At 55.1% G+C, this 25,063-nt stretch carries 21 protein-coding genes; 18 read left to right on the plus strand and 3 right to left on the minus strand.

Annotation, left to right across the window (positions count from 1 at the left end; translation table 11 throughout):
• Positions 1-2 precede the first annotated feature (2 nt).
• From MHH28_RS03620 to spoVM, 5 genes are all read left to right on the plus strand, one after another.
• Positions 3-779, plus strand: a complete 777-nt coding sequence (locus MHH28_RS03620; protein ID WP_405111925.1) for a Stp1/IreP family PP2C-type Ser/Thr phosphatase — start codon at positions 3-5, stop codon at positions 777-779.
• Positions 776-3,046, plus strand: a complete 2,271-nt coding sequence (gene pknB, locus MHH28_RS03625; RefSeq protein WP_405111928.1) for a Stk1 family PASTA domain-containing Ser/Thr kinase — start codon at positions 776-778, stop codon at positions 3,044-3,046. The genes MHH28_RS03620 and pknB overlap by 4 nt, the downstream gene beginning before the upstream one ends.
• Before the next feature lie 126 nt (positions 3,047-3,172).
• A complete protein-coding gene (gene rsgA, locus MHH28_RS03630; RefSeq protein ID WP_405111931.1) occupies positions 3,173-4,078 on the plus strand; it encodes a ribosome small subunit-dependent GTPase A in 906 nt (301 codons plus the stop codon).
• 4 nt (positions 4,079-4,082) lie between these two features.
• The gene (rpe, locus tag MHH28_RS03635) at positions 4,083-4,754 is read left to right on the plus strand and encodes a ribulose-phosphate 3-epimerase (RefSeq protein WP_405111935.1); all 672 of its coding nucleotides are present in this window, start codon (positions 4,083-4,085) and stop codon (positions 4,752-4,754) included.
• Between the two features lie 214 nt (positions 4,755-4,968).
• Positions 4,969-5,049: a stage V sporulation protein SpoVM gene (gene spoVM / locus MHH28_RS03640; protein ID WP_020431362.1), complete on the plus strand. Its 81-nt coding sequence runs from the start codon at positions 4,969-4,971 to the stop codon at positions 5,047-5,049.
• A 173-nt stretch (positions 5,050-5,222) separates the two neighbouring features.
• On the opposite strand, the gene rpmB is transcribed toward spoVM, so the two are convergent.
• A complete protein-coding gene (gene rpmB / locus MHH28_RS03645; RefSeq protein WP_076074411.1) occupies positions 5,223-5,411 on the minus strand; it encodes a 50S ribosomal protein L28 in 189 nt (62 codons plus the stop codon).
• A 191-nt stretch (positions 5,412-5,602) separates the two neighbouring features.
• On the opposite strand from rpmB, the gene MHH28_RS03650 reads away from it, so the two are divergent.
• The 4 genes from MHH28_RS03650 to MHH28_RS03665 all read left to right on the plus strand — a co-directional run bounded on the left by MHH28_RS03650 (position 5,603) and on the right by MHH28_RS03665 (position 10,732).
• Entirely contained in the window at positions 5,603-7,387 is a 1,785-nt protein-coding gene (locus tag MHH28_RS03650) for a DAK2 domain-containing protein (RefSeq protein WP_405111938.1), read from the plus strand.
• 63 nt (positions 7,388-7,450) lie between these two features.
• Positions 7,451-8,311 (plus strand): DegV family protein, encoded by an 861-nt coding sequence (locus tag MHH28_RS03655; protein WP_405111941.1) that lies wholly within the window; start codon positions 7,451-7,453, stop codon positions 8,309-8,311.
• Between the two features lie 15 nt (positions 8,312-8,326).
• Entirely contained in the window at positions 8,327-10,378 is a 2,052-nt protein-coding gene (recG, locus tag MHH28_RS03660; RefSeq protein WP_405111944.1) for an ATP-dependent DNA helicase RecG, read from the plus strand.
• Between the two features lie 66 nt (positions 10,379-10,444).
• Positions 10,445-10,732 (plus strand): stage VI sporulation protein F, encoded by a 288-nt coding sequence (locus tag MHH28_RS03665; RefSeq protein ID WP_036694485.1) that lies wholly within the window; start codon positions 10,445-10,447, stop codon positions 10,730-10,732.
• A 423-nt stretch (positions 10,733-11,155) separates the two neighbouring features.
• On the opposite strand, the gene MHH28_RS03670 is transcribed toward MHH28_RS03665, so the two are convergent.
• Positions 11,156-12,028 carry a YitT family protein gene (locus MHH28_RS03670; RefSeq protein WP_405111947.1) on the minus strand — a complete coding sequence of 291 codons (873 nt, stop codon included), beginning with the start codon at positions 12,026-12,028 and terminating at the stop codon, positions 11,156-11,158.
• Between the two features lie 409 nt (positions 12,029-12,437).
• Here MHH28_RS03670 and MHH28_RS03675 point away from each other — a divergent pair, with 409 nt between their 5' ends.
• Positions 12,438-12,782 (plus strand): DUF2500 domain-containing protein, encoded by a 345-nt coding sequence (locus MHH28_RS03675; protein WP_405111950.1) that lies wholly within the window; start codon positions 12,438-12,440, stop codon positions 12,780-12,782.
• 137 nt (positions 12,783-12,919) lie between these two features.
• Complete coding sequence (locus tag MHH28_RS03680; RefSeq protein WP_405111952.1) at positions 12,920-15,655, plus strand: calcium-translocating P-type ATPase, SERCA-type; 2,736 nt, start codon at positions 12,920-12,922, stop codon at positions 15,653-15,655.
• Positions 15,656-15,740: 85 nt separating this feature from the next.
• Here the strand turns inward: MHH28_RS03680 and MHH28_RS03685 are convergent, their stop codons facing one another.
• Positions 15,741-16,676 carry an NlpC/P60 family protein gene (locus MHH28_RS03685; RefSeq protein WP_405111955.1) on the minus strand — a complete coding sequence of 312 codons (936 nt, stop codon included), beginning with the start codon at positions 16,674-16,676 and terminating at the stop codon, positions 15,741-15,743.
• Positions 16,677-17,002: 326 nt separating this feature from the next.
• Between MHH28_RS03685 and MHH28_RS03690 the strand changes: the two genes are divergently transcribed.
• The 7 genes from MHH28_RS03690 to MHH28_RS03720 all read left to right on the plus strand — a co-directional run bounded on the left by MHH28_RS03690 (position 17,003) and on the right by MHH28_RS03720 (position 25,056).
• Entirely contained in the window at positions 17,003-18,076 is a 1,074-nt protein-coding gene (locus MHH28_RS03690; RefSeq protein ID WP_405111958.1) for an ABC transporter substrate-binding protein, read from the plus strand.
• Between the two features lie 68 nt (positions 18,077-18,144).
• On the plus strand, positions 18,145-19,074 hold the full coding sequence (locus MHH28_RS03695) for an ABC transporter permease (RefSeq protein ID WP_405111961.1): 930 nt from the start codon (positions 18,145-18,147) through the stop codon (positions 19,072-19,074).
• The gene (locus MHH28_RS03700; RefSeq protein WP_405111964.1) at positions 19,061-19,855 is read left to right on the plus strand and encodes an ABC transporter ATP-binding protein; all 795 of its coding nucleotides are present in this window, start codon (positions 19,061-19,063) and stop codon (positions 19,853-19,855) included. The genes MHH28_RS03695 and MHH28_RS03700 overlap by 14 nt, the downstream gene beginning before the upstream one ends.
• A 168-nt stretch (positions 19,856-20,023) precedes the next feature.
• Entirely contained in the window at positions 20,024-20,815 is a 792-nt protein-coding gene (locus tag MHH28_RS03705; RefSeq protein ID WP_405111966.1) for an SDR family oxidoreductase, read from the plus strand.
• A gap of 238 nt (positions 20,816-21,053) precedes the next feature.
• The gene (locus MHH28_RS03710; protein ID WP_405116822.1) at positions 21,054-21,776 is read left to right on the plus strand and encodes an MgtC/SapB family protein; all 723 of its coding nucleotides are present in this window, start codon (positions 21,054-21,056) and stop codon (positions 21,774-21,776) included.
• Positions 21,777-21,857: 81 nt separating this feature from the next.
• Positions 21,858-22,853: an aldose 1-epimerase gene (locus MHH28_RS03715; protein ID WP_405111969.1), complete on the plus strand. Its 996-nt coding sequence runs from the start codon at positions 21,858-21,860 to the stop codon at positions 22,851-22,853.
• Between the two features lie 418 nt (positions 22,854-23,271).
• On the plus strand, positions 23,272-25,056 hold the full coding sequence (locus MHH28_RS03720; RefSeq protein WP_405111971.1) for an LTA synthase family protein: 1,785 nt from the start codon (positions 23,272-23,274) through the stop codon (positions 25,054-25,056).
• Positions 25,057-25,063: the final 7 nt, after the last annotated feature.

The following is a 25,063-nucleotide window of genomic DNA, read 5'->3' on the forward strand; positions in this document are numbered from 1 at the left end:
ATTTGATCAGAACAGTTCAAGCCAGCGACATTGGCCGGGTACGTACCGTCAATGAGGATTCAGTCTGGATCGGCGCTACGCGCCACGGTTATACCCTCGGCATTATTGCCGACGGAATGGGGGGGCATCTGGCTGGCGATACCGCGAGCAGGCTTGCGCTGGAGACGGTCAGGAATATTCTGGACCAGCTGGAGCCGGAACTCCCGGAGGCAGAGCTGAAGGAAGCGCTGACTGCCGCCATTATGGAAGCCAACAACACGGTTCACAGAGAAGCCCAGAGCGATGAGAAGCTCCACAATATGGGGACCACCATCGTTGCTGCCCTGCTGAAAGGGTCGGCAGGATATATCGGCCATATCGGGGACAGCAGGGCTTATCTGATTCAGAACGGTGAAGCCAGGCAGCTAACCGAGGACCATACGCTGGTGAATGAGCTGTTCAAGAACGGCCAGATCAGCCTGGAGGAGCTGGATAATCATCCGCGCCGCAATGTGCTCACCAGGGCGCTGGGGACGGATACAGTGGTGTCTGCTGATCTGGCATATGTTACGCTTGCAATCGGTGAGCTCCTGCTGCTGTGCAGCGACGGGCTCAGCAATTATGTCAGCCAGGAGCATCTGGGCAAGGTAGCCGGAATTAACGAAATATCTCTGGAAGAAAGAGCAGAGCGATTACTTCAACTGGCATTGCTTGCGGGCGGCAGCGATAATATAAGCGTTGCTATGCTGGAACACCAAGGCGAGGCCGCAGTGCCCGAGATAAAGGAGTGGGAAAGATGATCGGTCACGAATTGGGCGGCCGTTACCAAGTCATTGAACGGATTGGCGGAGGCGGCATGGCGCTTGTCTACAGAGCCCATGATATTCTGCTTAACCGGAATGTTGCTATCAAAGTACTGCGCAATCAATTTGTGCATGATGAGGAATTCATCCGCCGGTTCCGGCGGGAGGCGCAATCAGCTGCATCGCTATCTCATCCCAACGTAGTCAGCATATACGATGTCGGCCAGGAAGATGAAGTCCATTATATCGTTATGGAGTATATTGAAGGCAAGAACCTGAATGAAATTATCAAAGAGCGGGCACCGATGCAGGTGGATGAATCTGTGCGGATTGCCTCGCAGATTTGTGATGCGCTGGATCATGCGCATATGAACCAGATTATTCACCGCGATATTAAACCTCATAATATTCTGATCGGCCGCAACGGGCGGGTGAAGGTTACCGACTTTGGAATTGCCCGGGCGGTTACATCCACTACGATTACCCAGACGGGCTCTGTCGTGGGTTCCGTGCATTATTTCTCGCCGGAGCACGCCAAGGGCGTAACAACAGGCGAGAAGTCTGACCTCTATTCCCTGGGCATCGTGCTCTATCAGATGCTTACGGGCGTGTTGCCTTTCTTGGGCGAAAGCCCGATCAGCGTGGCACTGAAGCATCTGCAGGAGGAATTCGAGGAGCCGCGCCTGCTGAATCCGCTGATTCCGCAAAGCGTGGAGAATGTCATCCTGAAGTCGATGCGCAAGAACCCGGAGGAGCGTTACCAGTCCGCCAAGCAAATGCTGCAGGATCTGGAGACCTGTCTGCTGCCTGAACGGCGCAGCGAAGCCAAGATGCAGTTCCAGGATGATGATGATGAAGACCGGACACGTATCATTCCGGCGATCAAGCCGCTGCAGCGCGGGCTAAGCAGCCGCGGCGGCGGTGACGAGCGAATCCGTAGTATGGAGGAAACTCCGGCGCCAGCTCCTGTGAAACGCAAAAAAAGCCGCGCCGCGCTGTGGATCAGCCTTACGCTGGTCGTGCTGATTGCCATGAGCGGGATTGTGTGGTATGTCAATTCCATGCTGTCGGTCGATGAAGTCTCGGTGCCTGCGGTAACGGGTAAGACCTTCCAGGAGGCTAAGGCTGAGCTTGAAGCCGTGGGACTGTTTGCCGAGGAGCCCGCGCTGGTAGAATATAATCCTAACTTCGAAGAGAATATTGTCTGGAAGCAGAACAAGACCAATACAATGGTCAAAGAAGGAACTCATATTATCCTGACGGTAAGTGCCGCGAAGGTTCTTCCTAAGCTCAAAGATGTCTCAAGCCTGAGTTACGACGATGCCGTCAAGGAGTTAATCGCGCTGGGCATAGCCCAGAGCAGAATCACTCCGGATGAACGCTACAGTGAGGAATTTGCCAAGGGTAAGGTCATCAGCTCTGAGCCTGCCGCAGACACTGAATATGATCCTGAGACGGTAAACGTCAAGCTGATCGTGAGCAAAGGTAAAGAGAGCACCAAGATGCCGGACCTTCTCGGGAAGACGGAGAAGGAAGCCAAGGCTGAGCTTGAGAGTGCAGGTCTCGTGCTGGATGCGGTCAAGGAAGAGCCAAGCTTCACTTATGAGAAGGGGAAGGTTACGAAGCAGTGGGCCTACGAGGCAGGGGATCTGGTCCCTCCAGGCGAGAAGATCACGATCTACATCAGCACTGGATACCCGCCGGAAGCGCTGGAATTTACATTCAATGTGCCGGTAGCACCGGCTGCGGACGGCAAGAAGAGCAAGATCCGTATTGTGTTTGCGGATGCGCGCAATGGAGGCGAGAACCAGGAGTGGGGTACCCGCACGATTGGCAAAAGCCAGACCTTGTCCGTAAATATGCTGCTTGCCCCTAACAAAGACGGTATGGTATCCGTATACCGGGACGGGGAGTTCCTGGAGACGTATCCGATCACTTATGTAGATGTCAAGAATAACACTGTGCAGCAGCCTGAACCCTCTCCGGTGGAGACACAGGCGCCTGCACCGACTGTTGCTCCTACCGAGACGGTCCAGCCTGCCGAGACTCCGGTTCCAGACCCTACAGCAGAGCCGGCGATTATTCCGCCGGACACGGGAGAAGGAGAGGTGACGGGCGAGACGGACCAGACGGGTTATGTACCGGGTAACGGACAGAATAGCAGTGAGCTGGCTTCCGCCCTCAGCGATAGTAACAGTAATAATGGTAAGGGTAATGGCAAGGGCCCTAAAGACAAGCCCGGCAAAGATAAAGGCCATAAATAATAGAACAGAGATAAGCTTCAGCCGGGCTGCCGGGGAATTCGGGCAGGGCTGAGGCGGCGAAATGACCCGGGGTTCCTGCACTTGGGTCATTTGCGCAATATACAGGAGAGGAAGGGTAAGTAATGTATGCCTGAAGGAATCATAATCAAAGCGTTAAGCGGATACTACTATGTGAAGCCGGTCAAGGATGAACAGATTATGACTGAAGTAGAGGCGGTACAGTGCCGGGGGCGGGGGATTCTGAAGAAAAAGGGGATTGCACCGCTGGTCGGTGACCGGGTGGTCTATGTGCTGACCGAGAACGGAGAGGGCATGGTGGATGAGCTGCTTCCCCGTGAATCCGAGCTGGTCCGCCCGCAGGTGGCCAACGTGAAGCTGGCGGTGCTGCTGTTCTCCGTGCGGGAACCGGATATGAATCTTAATCTGCTGGACAAGTTCCTGGTCCATATCGAGCATTCCGGCCTGGACACGCTGATTGTGCTCACGAAGCAAGATCTGGCCGATGATGAAGGCCGGACTACGGAAGCCGTCAAAGCGCTGTATGAGCAGATTGGTTACGAAGTCATGGTCACAAGCTCACTGAACGGCTCGGGGGCGGAGGAGCTGCGGCAGCGCCTGTCCGGAATCATCAGCGTCTTCTCGGGACAGTCAGGTGTAGGGAAGTCTACCCTGCTCAACCGGCTTGTGCCAGGCCTTGCGCTGGAGACAGGCGAGATCAGCCTCCGTCTCGGACGCGGGCGTCACACAACACGCCATGTGGAGCTGATGGACATCGGGAACGGCGGCTTTGTGGCCGACACACCGGGCTTCAGCCAGCTGGATTTCCTGGAGCTGGGCGTGGAGGAGCTGTCCGAGTGCTTCCGGGAGTTCGCCTCCTATGCGGAGCATTGCAAATTCCGCGGCTGCAGCCATCTGCATGAACCGGGCTGCAAGGTAATAGAAGCCTTGAAGGCAGGGGAGATCGCAGACAGCCGTTACGGGCATTACAAGCTGTTCTATAATGAAATGAAAGATAAAAAGCGGAGGTACTAAACCCATGGTAAAAATTGCTCCTTCCATATTGTCAGCAGATTTCGCAGCGCTTGGCGCAGAGGTGGCTGAAGCGGAAGCCAGCGGTGCGGACTGGATTCATGTAGATGTGATGGACGGACACTTTGTGCCGAATATTACACTGGGTCCCGCGATTGTATCAGCGGTGAGATCCCATACTTCATTGCCCCTGGATGTTCATTTAATGATTGAGAACCCGGAACGCTATATTGCTGATTTTGCAGCGGCGGGTGCTTCTGTAATTACGGTTCATGCGGAAGCCTGTGTGCATCTGCACCGTGTAGTCCATCAGATCAAGGAGCTCGGCCTGATGGCAGGGGTAGCGATTAATCCGGCTACACCGGCATCGGCGGTACGTGAGGTCCTGGAGGATGTGGATATGGTGCTTGTGATGACCGTCAATCCGGGCTTCGGCGGGCAAGCCTTCATTCCGCGTACGCTGCACAAGATTACGCAGCTCCGGGAGTGGGCGGAGGAGATCAATCACAAGGGGCTGCATATTGAGGTGGACGGCGGAGTAGCAGAAGCTACGGCACCGCTGGTAGCTGAAGCGGGGGCGGATGTGCTTGTGGCAGGCAATGCGGTGTTCGGCCGCAGCGACCGTGCGGGAGCGATCAGGGCCATTCGTGAGGCGGCGGATAGCGCAGTCCGGCGATAGGCGGAAGATCCCCCTTGTGTCAATGACGAATAGACCCTCAATCTACTGCATTTGCATACTGAAGGTATAGGCCAAGTTGTGGGCGCATAAATATGGTTACATGAGCAGAAATCTCATGTAGCCTTTTTTAGGGAGGTCTGCAATCGATGGTACATTCTTCATCAAGACAGGATAGTCTCCTACTGCACGGCATGAATTGATGGGAGGGTTAATCATGAAATTTTATACGTTCAAGCTGCCAAGATTTTTGGGAGGTTTTGTTAAAGCGATTTTGAACACGTTTCAGAAGAGTTAAGCCGAAGCAGACAAGTAAATATGAAAAAAAGCACCTTACGAACGTAAAGGGTGCTTTTTGCTACAAATATAATATCTCTGCTATTCTCGCTGAAACGGATACCGTCTATAAAAGAACGGCATGCCCGTTTCTACTTGGGTTGAGAGATCGCCAGATCCGGAAATGTTCGAAAACTAGACGCGTTCAACTTTACCGGATTTCAAAGCACGGGTGCTGACGTACACGCGCTTCGGTTTGCCGTTCACCAGGATACGAACCTTCTGAACGTTAACTCCCCAAGAGCGACGGTTGCGGTTGTTAGCGTGAGACACGTGGTTGCCGCTGCCCGGTTTCTTGCCTGTTACTGTACATGTGCGGGACATAGATTACACCTCCTTGTTACTTACACCTGCGTAAAACAATACTTGAATATCATATCACAGCAAAATTTGCTTCGTCAACCGATTCAAAAACATTTATTTCTGAAGACTCTTATAGTACAATATAACTTAGTGCATTATGTCCAGTTAATCTTCGAATTGATTAGGCATGAAGTTAGGAAGGGGAATTCTCATTGAGTAAGCGTTCTATAAACGGGACAGATTTCACCGCAATGGTACTAGCCGGCGCGGAAATGCTGCAGCAGCATGCCGAGCATGTCAATTCACTGAATGTGTTTCCGGTGCCGGATGGCGATACGGGAACGAACATGAATCTGACCATGACCGCAGGCGCGAACGAATTGAAGAGAAACAACACAGCTTCTGTCGGGCAATGTGCAGGAGTGCTGTCGAAGGGACTATTGATGGGCGCGCGGGGGAACTCCGGCGTTATTTTGTCACAGCTGTTCAGAGGTCTTGGACGTTATGCGGCCCAATATGATGAGCTTAATACACAGCAGTTCGCTGCTGCCCTGCAGACCGGGGTAGATACCGCCTATAAGGCAGTGGTGAAGCCGGTTGAAGGCACCATTCTTACGGTTGCCAAGGAAGCTGCCAGACATGCGGTGTATTATGCACGCCGTACAACGGATGTTACCGAGCTGATGACCGAAGTCCTGGCCAAAGCCAAGGAGGCCTTGGCGCATACGCCCGAGCTTCTGCCTGTGCTGAAGCAGGTAGGCGTGGTGGATTCGGGCGGCCAGGGTCTGGTCTACATCTATGAAGGCTTCCACCAGCATCTGACGAGCGGATCTGCTTCTGCACCTGTACAGACTCCTGTGCAAGGACAAGCTGCTGCACCTGTATCCGTGCCGGCACCGGTGCTGACCAAACCTGAGAATGCGCTGTCCTCCGTACAGTCTTCCGCGCAATCACAGCTCTCTACGGAAGACATTGAATTTTTATATGATATGGAATTTTTCATTAACCGTCAGCTTGGCTCCTCCGTGAAATCGGATTTTGATGAGGAAGCTTTTCGGAAAGCGTTGTCAGTCAACGGGGATTCGATCATCGTCATCTCGGATGATGAGACGATCAAGGTGCATGTGCATTCTAAGACTCCCGGAGAGGTGCTTAACCTGGCGCTTGTCCACGGGGAGATCACTCAGATTCACATCCTTAACATGCGTGAACAGCACCGCGATCTGCTGACGACTGGTATGGACATTGCGCCGATGCCGGATGTCTTCGCCGATATCCCAGAAGAGAAGGCCAGCGTGCAGGCGCCGGCGGTTCCTCCTGCGGATGATCTGGCGCCGTACGGCTTCATTGCGGTCTCCTCGGGAGACGGAATCTCGGATATCTTCCGCAGTCTGGGCGTCGATGCGATTCTGGCCGGCGGCCAGACGATGAATCCAAGCACAGAGGACTTCGTGAATGCGATCTCTTCGATCTCGGCGAAGCATATCTACATTCTGCCGAACAACTCCAATATCGTCCTGGCTGCGCAGCAGGCCAAGGAGCTGCTGGAGGGCGAACGTGAGATTACGGTGATCCCGAGCAAGAGCATTCCGCAGGGAATCTCGGCAGCCTTTGCCTTCCAGGAAGAGGATGCGGTAGATACCAACACCAGCAATATGCTGGAGGCGATTGCCCAGGTCAAGTCCGGGCAGATTACCAATGCTGTGCGGGATACGGTGATTGAGGATCTGGAGATCAAATCCGGCCAGTATATCGGCATTGAGAGCTCCAAGATTGTCGCTGCTGCCGATGATCTGCTCACGGTCAGCCAGCAGCTGCTGTCCAGCATGCTGGTGCATGGGGACGAGATCGTAACTGTGCTGACCGGTGCAGACACCGAGGCTGAGATTACGGATGCCCTCGGCGGCTGGCTGGAAGAGACGTATCCGCAGGTTGAGGTAGAGATACATGCAGGCGGCCAGCCGCTGTACTATTATCTTTTCTCAGTCGAGTCGTAGAATCTCTTAAGTTCTTAAGCAAGCAGAGCGGAGCAGCCAAATCATAGTATGGGGAGGAACATTATGAATCGTACCGTAATCGTTACCGACAGCACATCCGATATCCCGCCTGCTCTGGCGGAGCAGTACGGCATTGAAGTCGTTCCGCTGACGCTGATGTTCGGCGAAGAGGCTTTCCGGGATAATGTGGATATGACGCCGGAACAGTTCTACGAGCGTCTTCCCCGCTCGCCGCAGTTGCCAACCACTTCGCAGCCGTCTCCTGTCGAATATATGAATGTGTATCGCCGTATCCAGGAGCAGCATCCGGGCAGCTCCATTCTGTCCTTCCATATCTCCTCCGGCTTAAGCGGCACCTATCAGTCTGCCGTAATGGCCAAATCCATGCTGGAAGAGGAAGGCGAAGCTATCACCGTTGTGGATAGCCTGTCGGCCTCCTACGGCTTCGGATTCATGGTGGTGGAAGCCGCCCGGCTGGCGGAGCAGGAGCATGCTCCTGCAGAGATTCTGGCGAAGGTGGAGAGTCTGCGCCAAACCCGCAAGCTGTATTTTCTCGTGGATACCCTGGAATATCTGCAAAAGGGCGGCAGAATCGGCAAAGCTTCTGCAATCCTGGGCACGCTGCTCAATATCAAGCCGATCCTGTCGATTGATGCGGAAGGCATTATCTACGCAGTAGAGAAGGTCAGGGGGCGTAAGAAGGCAGTCGCCCGCATGATCGAGCTGTTCAAGGCCGATCTGCCGGGTGTGAATACAATACATGTGGCCGTGGGTCATACAGCTGAACCGGCTTCCGGCGAAGAATTCCTGCGGGAATTAGCCGGACATTTCACCTTGAAAGAGAAGGTTCTGACCAACGTGGGCCCGGTCGTGGGCAGCCATGTCGGGAACGGGACCTTAGCCGTATTCATCTGGCCCGCTTAAGGTTAGGGGATGAACATGGTGCTTACCTTGGATTCAATTGATGTGAAACAAATAACTGGCGTGAGCGCTCAAAAGCAAAGCGAGCTTCACGCCTTTGGCGTTTTTACAGTGAAGGATTTGCTGGAGTATTACCCTTTCCGGTATGAGGATTTCCGGCCGAAATCTCTCAGCGAGGTCAAGCACGGCGATAAGGCGACTGTGGTGGCCAAGGTCATCGGCATTCCGGTGCTCCAGCGCTTCGGGGGCAAATCCCGCATGAGCTGCAAGATGGTGGCGGAGCCGTGGATGTTCACCGCTACCTGGTTCAATCAGCATTATGCGCGTGAACAATTGACTGTCGGCCGTGAAGTGGTGCTGACGGGGAAGTGGGACCAGAAGCGCAATCAGATTACGGTGACCAATTATGAATTCCCGGACCGCGGTGAAGGCAAGACAGGAACGCTGCAGCCGGTATATTCAGTCGGGGGCAAGATTACGCAGTCCTGGATCCGCAGAATTATAGGACAAGCCCTGCAACAGTACGGGGACCTGATCCCGGAGATCCTGCCGCACAGTATTATGCGCAAATATGACTTCATGTCACGCAAGCGGGCCATAGCCACGATCCATCAGCCGGAGGACACGCGTGAGGGCCAGCAGGGAAGACGCCGGATGGTGTATGAGGAGCTGTTCCTGTTCCAGTTGAAGGTACAAGCCTTCCGCGTGCTGAACCGGGGCCGGATGGACGGTGTGGTTCATACCGTGGACAATGCAACAGTGAGGCAATTCGTGCGCAGCCTGCCGTTTGAGCTGACCGATGCCCAGAAGCATGTGGAGCTGGAGATTCTGCAGGATATGCGCTCAGGGTATTGCATGAACAGGCTGCTTCAAGGAGATGTCGGCTCCGGCAAAACCGTACTCGCGGCCATTGCGCTCTACGCGACTGTAAGATCTGGCTTTCAGGGGGCGCTGATGGTGCCGACTGAAATTCTGGCAGAGCAGCATATGCGCTCGCTCACGAGGATGTTCGAGCCGTTCGGCATTACCGTCGGCCTGCTTACCGGCAGCGTAACCGGCCGCAAGCGGAAGGATCTGCTCGCCTCCCTGCAGATGGGAATGCTGGATGTGGTAGTCGGGACGCATGCCCTGATCCAGGAGGATGTCTTCTTCCGCAGCCTGGGGCTTGTGGTTACGGATGAGCAGCACCGCTTCGGGGTGAACCAGCGCAGTGTCCTGCGGCGCAAGGGGTACAACCCGGATGTGCTGACCATGACGGCCACTCCGATCCCGCGGACGCTGGCAATCACCGTCTTTGGTGATATGGATGTGTCTACACTGTCCGAGCGGCCGAAGGGGCGGGTGCCGATCACCACCTACTGGGTGAAGCCCGATCTGATGGAGCGGGTGATGAACCTGATCAGCCGCGAGATCGGGCAGGGACGGCAGGCTTACCTGATCTGTCCGCTGATTGAAGAATCGGAGAAGCTGGATGTGCAGAATGCGATTGATCTGCATGTGCAAATGTCTCAGGGGTTTCCGGATTATAAGGTGGGTCTGCTTCACGGTAGAATGACGCCGTCCGAGAAGGACGAGGTGATGCGGAGCTTCTACAGCAACGAATTGCAGCTATTGGTGTCTACGACGGTCGTAGAGGTCGGTGTCGATGTCCCGAATGCCACGCTGATGATTATCATGGACGCCGACCGCTTCGGTCTGTCCCAGCTGCATCAGCTGCGCGGCCGGGTGGGCAGAGGGGAGCATGCTTCCTACTGTGTGCTGATGGCTGATCCGAAGTCAGAGATCGGGCGCGAGCGGATGACTGCGATGACCGATACGGATGACGGGTTCGAGGTATCACGGCGGGATCTGGAGCTGCGGGGACCGGGGGATTTCTTCGGGACCAAGCAGAGCGGGTTGCCGGAATTCCGGCTGGCGGATATGACTGCTGACTTCGAGACGCTGGAGCTGGCGCGCGATGACGCCACAGAGCTGCTGCGGGAGGCTTCCTTCTGGACTTCGGCGGAGGTAGCGCCGCTACGCTTGTATTTGCAGCAGGAGCAGATTTTCCAGGGGGATTTAATTGACTGAACAGGCACATATGGGCACCTGCCCTCATATACTGTGAATGATTGGATATGACAGGAGGTGCTGTGCTTGGGTTATCAGCAATATGGAATCAGTCCCCAGCTGGTGGAGCGCATCAAGCTGAAGATGAAGAATCCGGCGGTCAAGGAACGCGTCAAGAATATGATTACCGGCATCTCCAAACAGGAGCTGCAGGATACAGCAGTCGTACGCAAGCTGGTGCGCAATGCGTCATCTGTGATGCATGAGAAGCTGACATCTGCCCAGGAAGAGCAAATTGTGAAATTCGTCATTGCCCAAAAGATCGACCCCGGCAATACGTTTCACTTAATCCGCTTATGGGGGATGTTCCGCTGAAATATAGCGGGATTCAGGAATCTCCGATAGGCTTGCAATCCAAAAAGCGTTCCCGTTAGTAAAACACGGGAACGCTTTTTACTTGTCATATAGGAAACTATAGTTTCCTGCTGCTGTGGAAAAGGTGAGTGTAGATTTGTGGACAGAAGGAGGGCATATGAAACAAATGTATGTGAAAAACAGCATACATTGTGCTCGCAAGCAGGCATACGGACCAATTGTATGTGAAAAACAGCATACATTATGTTCGCAAGTAGGCATACGGCCCAAATGTATGTGGAAAACAGCATACATTGTGCCCGCAAGCAGGCACACGGCTCGAATGTATGTGAGAAACAGCATACATTGTACTCGCGCGAAGGTGATCAATTCATCCGTTAAGATGATTTTGTTGTTATTCGCCGCCCTGGAAAGCCATTTCGCTCACCCCGGCGGCTTATTGCGGAAGAGTGCGCGAATCCGGTTGTTCCGCGCTGCATTGATCACGATCTTGCTGTCCTGATCGCACTCATGCACGATAGATGCGAGCTGTTCTTCTTCCAGCCTGCTTGCCAGGCAGAAGACTGTACCGGGCTCGCCCTCCGGGCCGGTGGATCGCACTAGCTTCACCTCGCGGTCCAGCGATTGCTGGAGCTTGCGGCGGATCTCTTCACATTGGCTGCTGGTAATAAAGACCGCCTGCGTGAGTGAGAGGTCCCTTAAGGAGAACCGCAGCGCTTCAAAGGCGAGCAGGTAAGCAATGATGCTGTACATCGCTTGATCCCAGCCGAACAATGAACCGCCGTAGAGCAGGATGAGCATGTTGAACAGCATAATCGGCATTTCGGCCGATTTGGGCGGTCCCCCGTTCAGCAGCCGGACGCCCTGCTTCTCGCTCCCTGCGGTCAGCCCCCCGAAGCGTACAGTGATGCCGAGGCCGAACCCGAGGCAGAGCCCCCCGGCAATAGCCGCGGGCAGCGGCTCGCTGGTTGCCGCCGGGAAATGGTGCAGGGCCAGGGACCCTGCCGTCAGACAGATTAGGCCAAGCATCGTATATAGGGCAAAGCGGAGATTAATCTGCCTGCGCGACATCAGAATAAACGGAAGGTTGAACAGGAACAGGAATAATCCAAGCCGCATTTCAGTCAGATGTGACAATAGGGCGGATAATCCGGCAATGCCGCCCGGGAGCAGCTTATGCGGCATCAGGAACAGCTCAAGACCAACGGCAGCAAGCAATCCTCCGAATACAATGGAGAGCAGGCGCAGCGTTTTGGAATTACGTGAGGGTGCAGATTTTCTATATCTGACTTTCATAAGATTTCCTCCTTTCAGCAGGAAACCGGTATTTGTGTTGCGGATACGGGCCGTTACAGCTTCACGGGAAGTACAGCCGCGCTGTTACGAAATGTGCATGACATTTGGGCGGAATCAGCAGCAGCCGCTTCAGCAGAATGTAAATGAAGGGGCTCCTATGTTGTATATTGTAGTTAAAGCATATCATAGGATCTTAGCGGGGCCAAATATAATGCACTGGTATTTTCCGGCCCGAAGCATACGGGAGAACGAAACCAGAGCTGCTACGCTGCGTATTCTCTAGTAAATTGAACTTTTTATGGAAAAATTTTCGGAAGGGGCGGTTAATTTGCATAATGCAGGCATATTTAACGGTTTGCACCCCGCATCGGTAAGCAGCCAAAGCGGGTTTCTCTCGGAGGGGCCATTCTTGTTAAAGCTCATCCTCCTGCTGATTGCAGGCTTTGTGGCATACATGATTTGGAGAGGGCTCAAGACCTGGATGGCCAACCAGACCAGTCCCCTGCAGTCAAAGGTCGTCACGGCCGTGGCCAAGCGGACGGAGGTCTGGGGCGGAAGAGGGTATATGGGGACCCATACGAGCTATTATGTGACCTTTGAATTCCATAGTGGCAGCCGCAGAGAGCTGGAAGTGAAGCCGAAGGCGTATGCCATGATTGTGGAGGGGGACCGGGGAGAGCTGTCGTATCAGGGCAGCCGGTTCAAGGGGTTCGTGCGGGCGGGGATGCAGAGGGACAGCGGCGGCAGCCGCTGATTCTTCGAGCGGGCAGAGCCTTCTTCGCTGTAATTTTAGATGAATGTACATAGGTGATCAGAATCCTCCAGCTATTTTTGGGTAAAACTCCATATATGGTTATTTTGCACAGAATAGATCGCTAAGGAGCTGATGGCTTGGATACGGATTCTGCCAAAAGAAAGGGCCGGGAGCACACTGCCTTCCACACGCTTGAAGCTGCGGAGGTGCTGAAGCTGCTGGAGAGCGGGAAGGAAGGGCTGAGTGCCGAGCAAGCGGCAGAGCGGCTTGCGCGTTACGGCAGCAATGTGCTGCAGGAGGCGAAGCCCCAATCGCTGCTGGCCAAATTTATCGCGCAGTTCAAGAATGTGATGATCTTCATTCTGCTGGCCGCTGCGGTATTGTCAGGGATTCTCGGAGAGTGGACGGATACGGTTATTATTCTGCTGGTTGTTATTCTGAACGCTGTGCTGGGTGTGATCCAGGAGAACAAGGCGGAGCAGGCGCTGGAGGCGCTCAAGAGCATGTCCTCCCCGCAAGCCAGAGTCCGCCGGGGCGGGCAGGTCACCGAGATCAAGAGCGAGGCGCTCGTGCCCGGCGATCTGGTGCTGCTGGAGGCCGGGAATGTGGTGCCTGCGGATGTCCGGCTGCTGGAAGCGGCCTCGCTGAAGACGGAAGAGGCTGCACTGACCGGTGAATCGCTGCCTTCGGAGAAGCAGGCGGGCGTGCTGGAAGGCTCAGATCTGGTGATCGGCGACCGGACGAATATGGCTTATATGAGCAGCAGCGTCACTTACGGGCGCGGCGTTGGAGTAGTCACGGCTACGGGCATGGACACAGAGGTGGGACGGATTGCCGGATTTATCTCGGAGTCTGAGAATGAAATCACCCCGCTTCAGAAAAAGCTGGATGAACTCGGCAAGTACTTCACCTTCATTATTCTGGGGGTCTGTGTGATCATCTTCATCGTCGGCTGGCTGGAAGGCCGGGAGCTGCTCGATATGCTGCTGACCTCGATCTCGCTTGCGGTAGCGGCCATTCCAGAGGGGCTTCCCGCCATCGTGACCATCATTCTGGCCCTTGGGGTCCAGCGGATGGCGAAGCGCAAGGCGATTATCCGCAAGCTGCCTGCGGTGGAGACACTGGGCAGTACGGAGATCATCTGCTCGGACAAAACAGGGACCCTCACCCTGAACAAGATGACGGTCGAGAAGCTGTATATGAACGGGGAGACGGTCACGGCAGACGCCAAGCTGAATGAAACACCGGGCGGTGAACTGCTGCTGCAGGCGATGACCCTGTGCAATGATTCCAGCATTGATGACGGCGCGGGCGCAGCAGGTAAGCCTTCACCGGAGAAGCCTCGGGCGGGTGGCGGGACTAGAAGCGGCAAAGCGATCCTGGGCGATCCGACGGAAACGGCGTTAGTCGACTATGCGCTCAGCATAGGGACGGATAAGCGGGAGCTGGAGCAGCGGTATCCGCGTGCCGGCGAGCTGCCGTTCGACTCTGACCGCAAGCTGATGACCACGATCCACAAGCTGGATAACGGACAGTTCCGTGTTCTGACCAAAGGAGCCCCGGATGTACTCGTCTCGAAATGCACGCACATCTATGAGAACGGCGAAGCTGTACCGCTGACGGAGGAGCATACCCGCCGCATTACCGCGAGCAACAAGGAGCTGGCGGATGAAGCCCTGCGGGTATTGGCCTTTGCCTACCGGGATGAAGCTTCGCAGCCCGCAGCGCCTTCGCCTGAGGAGACAGAGCGGGCGCTGGTGTTCGTGGGGCTGACCGGAATGATCGATCCGCCGCGCGAGGAGGTCCGGGAGGCTGTGGCGGTCTGCAGACGGGCGGGCATCCGTCCGGTGATGATCACCGGGGACCACCGGGACACGGCAGCTGCCATTGCCAAGCGCCTGGGGATCATCGAGGATGACCAGGCGGTATTGACCGGGCGCGAGCTGGATGGAATCAGCGAGGCGGATTTTGCCGCAAGAGTGGCCGATTATTCCGTGTACGCCCGGGTCTCACCCGAGCATAAGGTGCGGATTGTCAAGGCCTGGAGGGCCAAAGGGAAGATTGTAGCCATGACCGGCGATGGGGTCAATGACGCCCCGGCCCTGAAGTCCGCCGATATCGGAGTGGGCATGGGGATTACCGGGACGGATGTGGCCAAGGGCGTATCCGATATGGTGCTGGCCGACGATAACTTCACAACCATCGTAGTCGCGGTGGAGGAAGGGAGGAAGGTCTACAGTAACATCCGCAAATCGATCCAGTTCCTGCTGTCGGCCAATCTGGGGGAAGTGGTCACCCTGTTCATCGCCACGCTGATCGGCTGGCGGATTCTGGAGCCGATTCATATTCTCTGGATCAATCTGGTGACGGATACCCTTCCGGCACTTGCCCTGGGGCTGGAAAAGGCGGACGGGGATACCATGGCGAAGCAGCCGCGTAAGTCGAGCAGCAGTATTTTTGCAGGCGGTGTGGGGGTCTCGATTATCTATCAAGGCCTGCTGGAGGCTGGGCTGACGCTCATGGTCTATTACTGGGCGCACACCCATTATGATGAGGGGATTGCGGTCACGATGGCCTTCGCCACCCTGGGGCTACTGCAGCTTACCCATGCGTTCAACGTCAGATCCAATACCAGGTCGCTATTCCAGATCGGCGTGTTCAGCAACCGCTATATGCTGGGCGCATCGGTGATCTCCGGCCTTCTGCTGGTGCTGGTGATCCTCATTCCGGGGCTGAATGCATGGTTCGGCGTAGAGCATCTGAACGGCCTGCAATGGGGCTTGGTCTGCGGGGCTGCGCTGTCTATCGTGGTCATTGTCGAGCTGGTGAAGCTGGTTCTCCGCCTTAGCGGGCGTACGAAGGACTGGGAATAGTCTGTTCCAAAAAATGCAAGGAAGAACACCGGGTCCATCCAGACACCGGCGTCCTCCTTGCATTTTGTCAAAATATAAGAACTTATCAGATCACGCGCTGCATGTGCAGAATGACGTTGCTCCAGTATCCGCTGTCCAGCTCGCTGATCTGTACGCCGGGGTCTCCCCAGGTGTGAATAAAGTTCCCGCCGCCGAGGTAGATGCCGACATGACCGGGGACCGCGTCGCTCTCGAAACGTCCGGGTACAGTGAAGAAGATCAGATCGCCGGGCTCCAGCGCGCTGCGCGACACCCGTCTGCCGATGTTGTCCTGATCTTTGGCCAGCCGGGGGAGGTCCACCCCGAATTTCTGAAAGACATGGCGTGTAAAGGACGAGCAGTCGAAGCGCTGGGTCTCTTCGTACGGTCCGGCGCCGAATTCGTAAGGTACGCCGAGAAATTTTTTGGCATAAGAGATCAGCTCGCCCGTATCCACATTCGATACACTCTGAATCCGCAGCGGCTTGGCAGCCTTCGCCTGGCCGGAGTCCTCTGAACTCTCCCTGTCAGAAGGCGTGGCGATATTAATCTCGCCGGTAACGGGATTCCAGCCGACCTCTGTCTGCAGCAGCTTGGACAAGGCGGTTGGGGTGATGTAGATTTGACCTTCACGGCGGATAGGGACATCGGGAAGGGTGATTTTCTGGCCCAATGAGAACACCTGGCTGGAATCCGGCCGCAGCATATACATCACATCGCTATAGCCTAGCTTGGTATATCCGCCGCTGGCCGTATCATCCTTCATTCTGAAGCCGATAGAGGCCGCAGCCGGTTTGAGCGGAATCCAGTACTTGCCCTCCTTGTCGGTAAAAGAATTCTTCTCATAATAGCTGCCTGCGAACGTTCCGGACGGCGTCAGCGAGTTCACCTTGGGAGTGGTCTCCTTACTGGTGTAGCTGCAGGCGGTTGTTCCGGCAAGGGCAGTAATTACGATGGCGGAGGATAGTATAATTTTGCTTGTACGCAGATTGTTTATTGGCATAGGGCACGCTCCATCTTCAAACTTTAAGGTAAGTTTGTGCAGGAGCGTTTTTTTTATGTGCTGCAAGCTTTAGCAATCAATGTCAAGGGAAACCGCAGATTGTTGAAGCGAGGAGACACTTATTGTGCGTATTTTGTAATATATGGACCACACTTAAATGATTGACGGGAAATCAACCTACATATAATATATGTTTAATAGATTCGGGGAGCGGATGGGAAAAGGGTGCGGGCGTTCGCTTTAATGCTTTTAAAGATGAAAGCGATAATGCTGGACTGCTAGCCCAGGTTCTCGCGCTGAACCCGTATAAGAAGAGGGGTTATCTGATGAAGACTAAGAAGATGTGGCTGGGCCTAAGCATGGCCTTGATGCTCGTGGCTGCCGGGTGCGGGAACAATAATGCAGCAGTGAAAAATGAAGCGGGCACCGGCAATGCTCCAGCCGCTGCGACGGAAGCTCCGGCGAATGCAGGCTCCGGCGATTCCAAGTCGTACAAGATTGCTATCTCGCAATACGTTGAGCATCCATCGCTGGATGCCACCCGTGAGGGATTCCTGGCTGCGCTGAAGGATGCTGGGATTGTCGAAGGCGAGAACCTGAAGGTGGATCTTCAGAACGCCCAGGCCGATCAGGCCAACAACCTGTCCATTGCCCAAAAGATTGCCGGTGACAAAAACGATCTGGTACTGGGGATTGCAACCTCTGCGGCTCAGGCTGTCGTGCAGAACGTGAAGGACACCCCGATTCTGTTCGCTGCGGTAACCGACCCTGTCGATGCCAAGATTGTAAGCGATCTGGAGCATCCCGGAGGTCAAGTGTCCGGTGCATCGGATACCAATCCGGAGTCCATTAACCGGCTGATGAACTTCATTGCCACGCAATTCCCCAAGGTGAAGAAGCTGGGGCTTGTGATCAACGAAGGCGAACCGAATGCTGTAGTGATGGCGGATATTGCCAAGGCTGAGCTGGACAAGCACGGCATTGAACTGGTGAAGGCCGCGATTACCAATACTTCGGAAGTGAAGCAGGCCGCGGAATCCCTGGTAGGGCGTGTAGACGCGCTGTACATCACGCTCGACAACTCCGTTGTCAGCGGCGTAGACAGCATCATCCAGACAGCTAACGACAATAAGCTTCCGTTCTTCTCGGCAGACCGTGATACGGTAGAGAAGGGTGCTTTTGCTACTGTCGGCTTCAAATACTTCGATCATGGCTATCAGGTAGGCGAGATGGCGGTAGAAGTGCTGAAGAACGGCACCAGTCCCGGTGATATGAAGGTGAAGATGCAGGAGAAGCTGGATGTGATTCTTAACCTGAAGGCGGCGGCGGCACAAGGGATTGAAGTAACCGATGCTATGAAGGCCGAGGTCGCTGACCCGGCGAACAATATTATCCAATAACATACAGAGATCGTAACGGGGCGTATCCAAGTTGGGCGCCCTTTGCCGCTTGAGGGAGGAAGTCAGCGATGTATAATTCATTAATCGGAGCCCTGGAAATGGGCCTGCTCTACGCATTCATGGCACTCGGGGTCTATATTACCTTCCGTATTCTGGATTTCCCCGATCTGACGGTGGATGGAAGCTTCACAACCGGCGGCGCGATTGCCGCAGTGATGATCGGCAACGGGTATTCTCCGCTGCTGGCGACCTTATGTGCACTGCTCGGCGGAATGGCGGCAGGGATGTGTACCGGGCTGCTCCATACCAAAGGGAAAATCAACGGGCTGTTGTCCGGCATTCTGATGATGATTGCCCTGTATTCAATCAATCTGCGGATTCTGGTGAAGCCGAATGTCTCCCTGATGGGGGACGATACGTTATTCAGCTCCATCAATCCTCTGCTGGTCATGCCTTTTATTGTCGTGCTGGTCAAAATCCTGATGGATCTGTTCCTGCGCACCGATCTGGGACTGGCCCTGCGGGCCACCGGCGACAACTCGCGGATGATCCGCAGCTTCGGGGTGAATACCGATACGACCACCATTCTGGGGATCAGCCTGTCGAACGGGCTGGTGGCACTCTCCGGCGCATTGATCGCGCAGTATTCTACCTTCGCCGACGCTTCGATGGGGATCGGTATGATTGTCATCGGCCTTGCATCGGTGATTATCGGTGAGGCGATCTTCGGTGCGAAGAACGTCTTCCGGGCCACACTGGCGGTGCTGCTCGGCTCGATTGTATACCGGATTGTGGTCGCCCTGGCGCTGCGGGTGCCTTGGCTCAAGGCTTCCGATCTCAAGCTGATTACCGCAATTATCGTTATTATTGCCCTGGTCTTCCCGTCGGTTCAGCGGTATGTCAAGCAGAAGAGCACGGCCCGCAGACGGACCGCAGAGCTGGCCGAGCTGGCCCAGCGCAGCAAGCAGAGAGGAGGCGCCGCCAATGCTGAAGCTTGATAATGTCTGCAAGCTGTTCAACGCCGGCTCGCCGGATGAGAAGGTAGCGCTGCTCGGCATTGATCTTGCGCTGAACGCCGGCGATTTCGTCACGATTATCGGCAGCAACGGCGCCGGCAAATCTACGCTGATGAATATTATCTCGGGCGTGATGAAGCCCGATCTCGGGGAAGCTTATATTGAGGGCAGCTCGATCAGCCATCTGGCGGAATACCAGCGCGCACGCTGGATCGGCCGGGTCTTCCAGGACCCGATGGCCGGCACGGCGCCGCATATGACGATTGAAGAGAACCTGGCCATGGCCTACAAGCGGGGCAAGCCCCGCGGGTTGTCCCTGGGGGTCAATGCGCAGAGACGCACGCTGTTCCGCGAACAGCTCAGCCGCCTGGGCATTGGCCTGGAGGACCGGCTGCGGGCTAAGGTGGGCCTGCTCTCAGGAGGCGAGCGGCAGGCGCTGAGCCTGCTGATGGCGACCTTCACCCAGCCGCAGATTCTGCTGCTGGATGAGCATACAGCTGCGCTGGACCCTTCGCGCGCCGAGCTGATCACCACCCTTACGGAATCGATTGTCCGTGAGATGAAGCTGACTACGCTGATGGTTACCCATAACATGGACCAGGCGATCCGGCTGGGCAACCGGCTGATCATGATGGACAAGGGGTCGATCATTCTCGATTTCGATGAGAAGCGCAAGAAGGACCTGACGGTAGAACGTCTGCTGGGCGAATTCGAGGCGATCAGCGGCCATAAGCTGGCTGATGACCGGATGATGCTGGGCTGATGCAGTATGTTTTTCGTTAAGGCTTGAGCCGCTGCCCGTGACTCCGGGTGCGGCTCAAGCCTTTTGGTATTTGTGCTGCCGTAATCCGATTCATTTCAAGGTATGAGAGGTAAAGTTAAGGGAAAGAACATAACTGAACATCATACACCAATGGAGGCGACTGCGCATATGACTGCGAAGAAACTGGAAGGTAAAGTAGCTATCGTTACAGGAGGCGGTTCGGGCATCGGCCGGGCCTCAGTGCTGGAGTTCGCCAGAAGCGGGGCCAAGGTGGCACTTCTGGACCGGACGGTGGAGAATGCGGAGAAGGTGGCCGTTCAGATCAGGCAAGAGGGCGGAGAAGCCGAAGTGTTTGAATGTGACATCGCTGAACCGCAGCAGGTCGAGCATGCTGTGAACCAGGTGGTGGAGAAGTGGGGGCAACTTGATGTGGTCTTCGCCAATGCCGGAATCAACGGGGCGATGACACCGATTGAGACGATGGATATTGAGTCTTGGGACCAGACGATTCAGATCAATCTGCGGGGAACCTTCGCTACCGTCAAATATGCAATTCCCCATCTCAAGGAGAAGGGCGGCAGCATCCTGATCAACAGCTCGATCAACGGCAACCGGGTATTCTCCAATATCGGATTCTCCGCCTACAGCACTACCAAGGCCGGTCAGGTGGCTTTTATGAAGATGGCTGCGCTTGAGCTGGCCCAGTACCGAATCCGTGTGAACGCCATCTGTCCGGGGGCGATTACCACGAATATCGATGACAATACCTATCCTTCGGATGACCTCAAGGAAGTGCAGATCAAGGTGGAATTCCCGGATGGCGGGCAGCCGCTGGAGAAGGGGCCGGGGCGGCCGGATCAGGTGGCCAAGCTGGCGCTGTTCCTGGCCTGCGAGGATTCCGATCATATCAGCGGTACGGAGATCTTCTGTGACGGAGCCGAATCGCTCCTGCATGGCTGATCCTTCTATCCGTCAGTCATCGCTCATATTATGAGATAAGTGAAATCTTCACTGAAGCGGACGATGTTCCTTGCCGGAGCCTCAGGCAGTGCTGCCTGAAGCACCCGGATAGCGGGGATAGCCGTCCGTTTCTTTTGTTGAACTGCTGACGAAAATTTCAGTAAAGATTGCAGCGCTTTTCAGGTATACTGTTTCTATGTGCCATGAAGGGCGAGGAAGGAGGGAAAAATTCATGAATATGGACCTGTTGCACACGGAATCGATTATTAAGCTGCTAGTGGCCATGCTGTTCGGGCTGTTCATCGGCATTGACAGGCAATTAAAGCAGAAGCCGCTGGGAATCCGGACCAGTATGGTCATCAGTATCGCCAGCTGTCTGGTTACCCTGGTATCGATTCATGCGTATGACAAATTCGGCGGACCGGAGCATCCGAGCATGGACCCGATGCGTCTGGCGGCGCAGATTGTCAGCGGCATCGGGTTCCTGGGGGCGGGCGTCATTCTGCGCAGAGGCGGAGATGCCATCTCCGGGCTGACCTCGGCGGCGCTGATCTGGACGGCATCCGGCATCGGGATTGCGGTCGGCGCGGGCTTTTTTGTAGAGGCGGGTTATGCGGTTGTGCTGCTGATGTTCGCGGTTAACGCTGTGCCCCTGCTCATCAAGGCGGTTGGACCCGAGGTGCTGAACAAGCACGAAATCTCCATCAAAATCATCATGGAACCGAACTATATTCTGACCGATGTCATTCAGAAGATTGAGCAGCGGCATGTCATGACCGATCAGCGCAAAACGCGCAAAACCGGCCGGACAATCCGGCGGATGAAGATCAAGGATCTCGAAGACGGCCGGCAACTGATTGATATGGTTATCTCGGCACCAGACAAGGATTATGCTACGGAAATCTATTATGATGTGAAAAAAATCGAGCATGTCATGAGTGTCGAAGTGGAGCAGCTGTAAAATGGCATGTTGCATCGCGGACAGATGTGGTACTCTATCTATGAGAGAGTCATTTTGATGATATGGAAGGGGAATAATATAATGACGTCGATTACAGCATTTGAAGGACACTATGAGGGAGAAGCTGCGGTCTGGCTGAAGGCCGGACGTTATGAAGCGGCTGTTCTGCCGGGCATCGGCGGGAACCTGATCTGCTTCCGTGATACTGAGAGCGGTTACCGTTTCCTGCATGAGCCGGGCGCGGAGGAGATGGAAGCGTTCAAGGAGAACCCTGGCATTCATGGTATTCCTGTGTTATTTCCGCCGAACCGTTATGAGGATGGGGAGTTCCCGTGGAACGGACAGACCTACCACCTGCCCGTCAATGAAGCCAAGACCGGCAACCATCTGCACGGGTTCCTACATACAGCTGCATGGGAGGTTGAGGAATTCGGCAGCGGCACAAGCGAAAGCTTCGTCACTGTCGCCATCAAGGTGGATGAGAATCATCCGTCCTATCAGTATCTGCCGTTCAAATACACTGTCAAGCTGCGCTATACGCTCGGTGAAGGCGGCTTGTCCCAGCAGCTGCTGGTCCACAATGACGGCGATGTGCTGATGCCTTGCCTGCTGGCATTCCATACTGCAATTAATGCACCGTTCGCACCCGGCAGCAGCGCGCAGGATTACCGCGTCAAGGTGACTATCGGCGAGCGCTGGGAGCTGAGCAGCGACCGGATGCTGCCTACCGGCAAATTCCAGGAGCTGACTGCCGATGAGGTGGCTCTGCGCGGCGAAGGAGTGTATCCATTCTATGCGTCGATGGACAACCACTATACCGCAGCCGCCCAGAATGGACGGAACCGGATGGAGCTTACCGACCGCAAGGCCGGAGTTACGCTGGTGTATGATGTGGGCACCTCGTATAAGCAATGGATGATCTGGAACAACGGCGCGACCGAAGGCTTCTTCTGCCCCGAGCCTCAGATCAACCTGGTGAACGCCCCGAAGGTGGATCTGCCCGCCGATGACATCGGCTTGTTCGGGCTGGAGCCTGGGGAGTATTGGGAGGAGAGCAGCCGGATATATGTGAAGTAGGAGGAGATAGCCTGAACCGGTAAAATCCACTCAGGAATTGTCCGTGACTGCAGAGAATGTTTGACTTCCGGCCGCTGTTAGGTTTGTATTTCATGATCTAAACTGCTGTTCGCAGTAGAAATACAAACCTAAAGGCGAACGCTATCGCTCCTACAGTTCAAACTTCTCTTCCGCCACTTCACCCTGAGTATGTTACACATCCAGTCTATCTCTTTGGGATGAGAATAGGAAAGAGACAAGAGAGCAGCGTTTGACGCTGCTCTCTTTTTTGTCTCCAAATCATAGTGGTGGGGGAGTAAACAGAGGTTGTGCCTTTTTGGATACTGAATTTTAAGGCGGTTTTAAGCTAAAAGGCGTATACTACTCCTTTAACAGTTAGGAGTGAATGCACTTGTCGCGGTTATTGCCATCGAAGCGTTTGTCGTATTTATTGATGATTTTACTGGTTGCAGGGTTTGGGCTGAATTTGTTTTTGCAGGCTGCTTCTTACCGTATGGATGTGCTTCATGCGTTAGAGTGGGTTGGCGCTTACCCTTGGCTGTATTGTACCGGAAGCTTGTTCATCTTCTTCATCCTGCTCTTAAGTTCAGTGATTATGCCGAACGCGTATGCGGGACCGGCGGTGGTCTCGGCCCTGTTCGTGCTGCTGGGGATTGCCAGTGACCAGAAGCTGGCCACGAGAGGGGAACCGCTGTTTCCGTGGGATCTGATGCTGCTGAAGAATGCCGGTGAGATGAGTAAAATCACCAGCGGAATGATCTCTCCGCTTGCTATAGGTGCCGCAGTTCTGCTGATTGCCGGACTGGCCGTTGTGATTATCAAGCTGCCGAAGAACCGGATCAGACTGTCCTTGCGCCTGACGCTGGCAGGGGTATCTGTGGGACTGAGCGCATGGTTTCTTGTGCTGGTCACCAGTCAATCTCCTGTGGTGGCAGCGATGAACTATCAGAACATCTTCTGGAACCAGAAGGTGAATTATACGCAGAACGGGTTCGTGTATGCCTTCGCCGGGAATCTGCGGCAGAGCCTGATGGACAAGCCGGAAGGCTACAGCCGCGAAGCGGTTGAAGCGGTGGCTGCGAAGTATTCGGCATTGCCGGATGTGGCGGTGCAGGCCCGTCCGGAGGAACAGCCGAACATTCTGTTCATGATGAATGAGGCGTTCTTCGACCCTACCCGGCTGCCCGGATATACGTTAAGTGAAGATCCGCTGAAATTCATCCATGAGGTGGCGGGCCAGACGCCGTCCGGTTATTTGCTGTCCCCGGAATTCGGCGGCAATACGGCCAATGTGGAGTTCGAGGCCCTGACCGGGCTGTCGATGTATTTCCTGGGGGATGGCACAATTCCTTACCAACAGCGCATCGTCAAAATGTCCTCCCTGCCGTCGATCGTCAGTATTCTGAAGGACAGAGGCTACGAGGCACTGGCGCTGCACCCGTTCGATGAGACCTTCTATAACCGGAACCGGGTCTATCCGGTACTGGGCTTCGACCGCTTCACAAGTGAGAAGGATCTGCCGGCAGCCGACCGCCTCACTCCCGAGGGGTATGTCTCGGATAAGGCGGCTGTACAGGAGGCGGTCCGGCAGCTTCAAGAGGCTTCGGGCCCGGCGTTCCTGCATCTGGTGACGATGCAGAATCATTTTCCATTCGTCAAAGGCGTGAACGGACCGAATACCATCACCGTCCAAGGCGGACTGCCAGAGCAGAAGGACGAACTGGAGACCTACGTGCAGGATACCAAGCTGACTGATGAGGCCATGGCTTATCTACAGCAGGAGCTGCTGAAGATTAAGCGGCCCACCATTGCGGTGTTCTGGGGAGACCATCTGCCCGCGCTCAGCGCCGGGATCTATACCGGAGCAGGCTGGGATCAGCAGCCAAGGCTGAAGCATGAGACGAAGCTATTAGTACTCTCTAATTTCGATATTGGGCAGGAGCCGCTCGGCACGCTTAGCCCTGCCTTTCTCGGCCCTGCAGTCTTCCGGTTATCCGGGCAGCCGCTGCCGGCCTTTTACAAGCTGCTGGAGCAGGTACGGACGGAAATTCCCGGCCTCAGCAAGAAGGTGCTGATCGGGCCAGGTGACAGCGGAATCCTGAAGGAGCTAACTCCGGAGCAGCAGGCGCTGCTGGGTGACTACCGTCTGATCGAATATGACCTGCTGGAAGGGGAGAAATATGCAGAGTCACTGATGTTCTGAGCGCACC

This window comes from Paenibacillus sp. FSL K6-1217, from assembly GCF_045040735.1.
In the GTDB taxonomy this organism is placed as follows: domain Bacteria; phylum Bacillota; class Bacilli; order Paenibacillales; family Paenibacillaceae; genus Paenibacillus_AQ.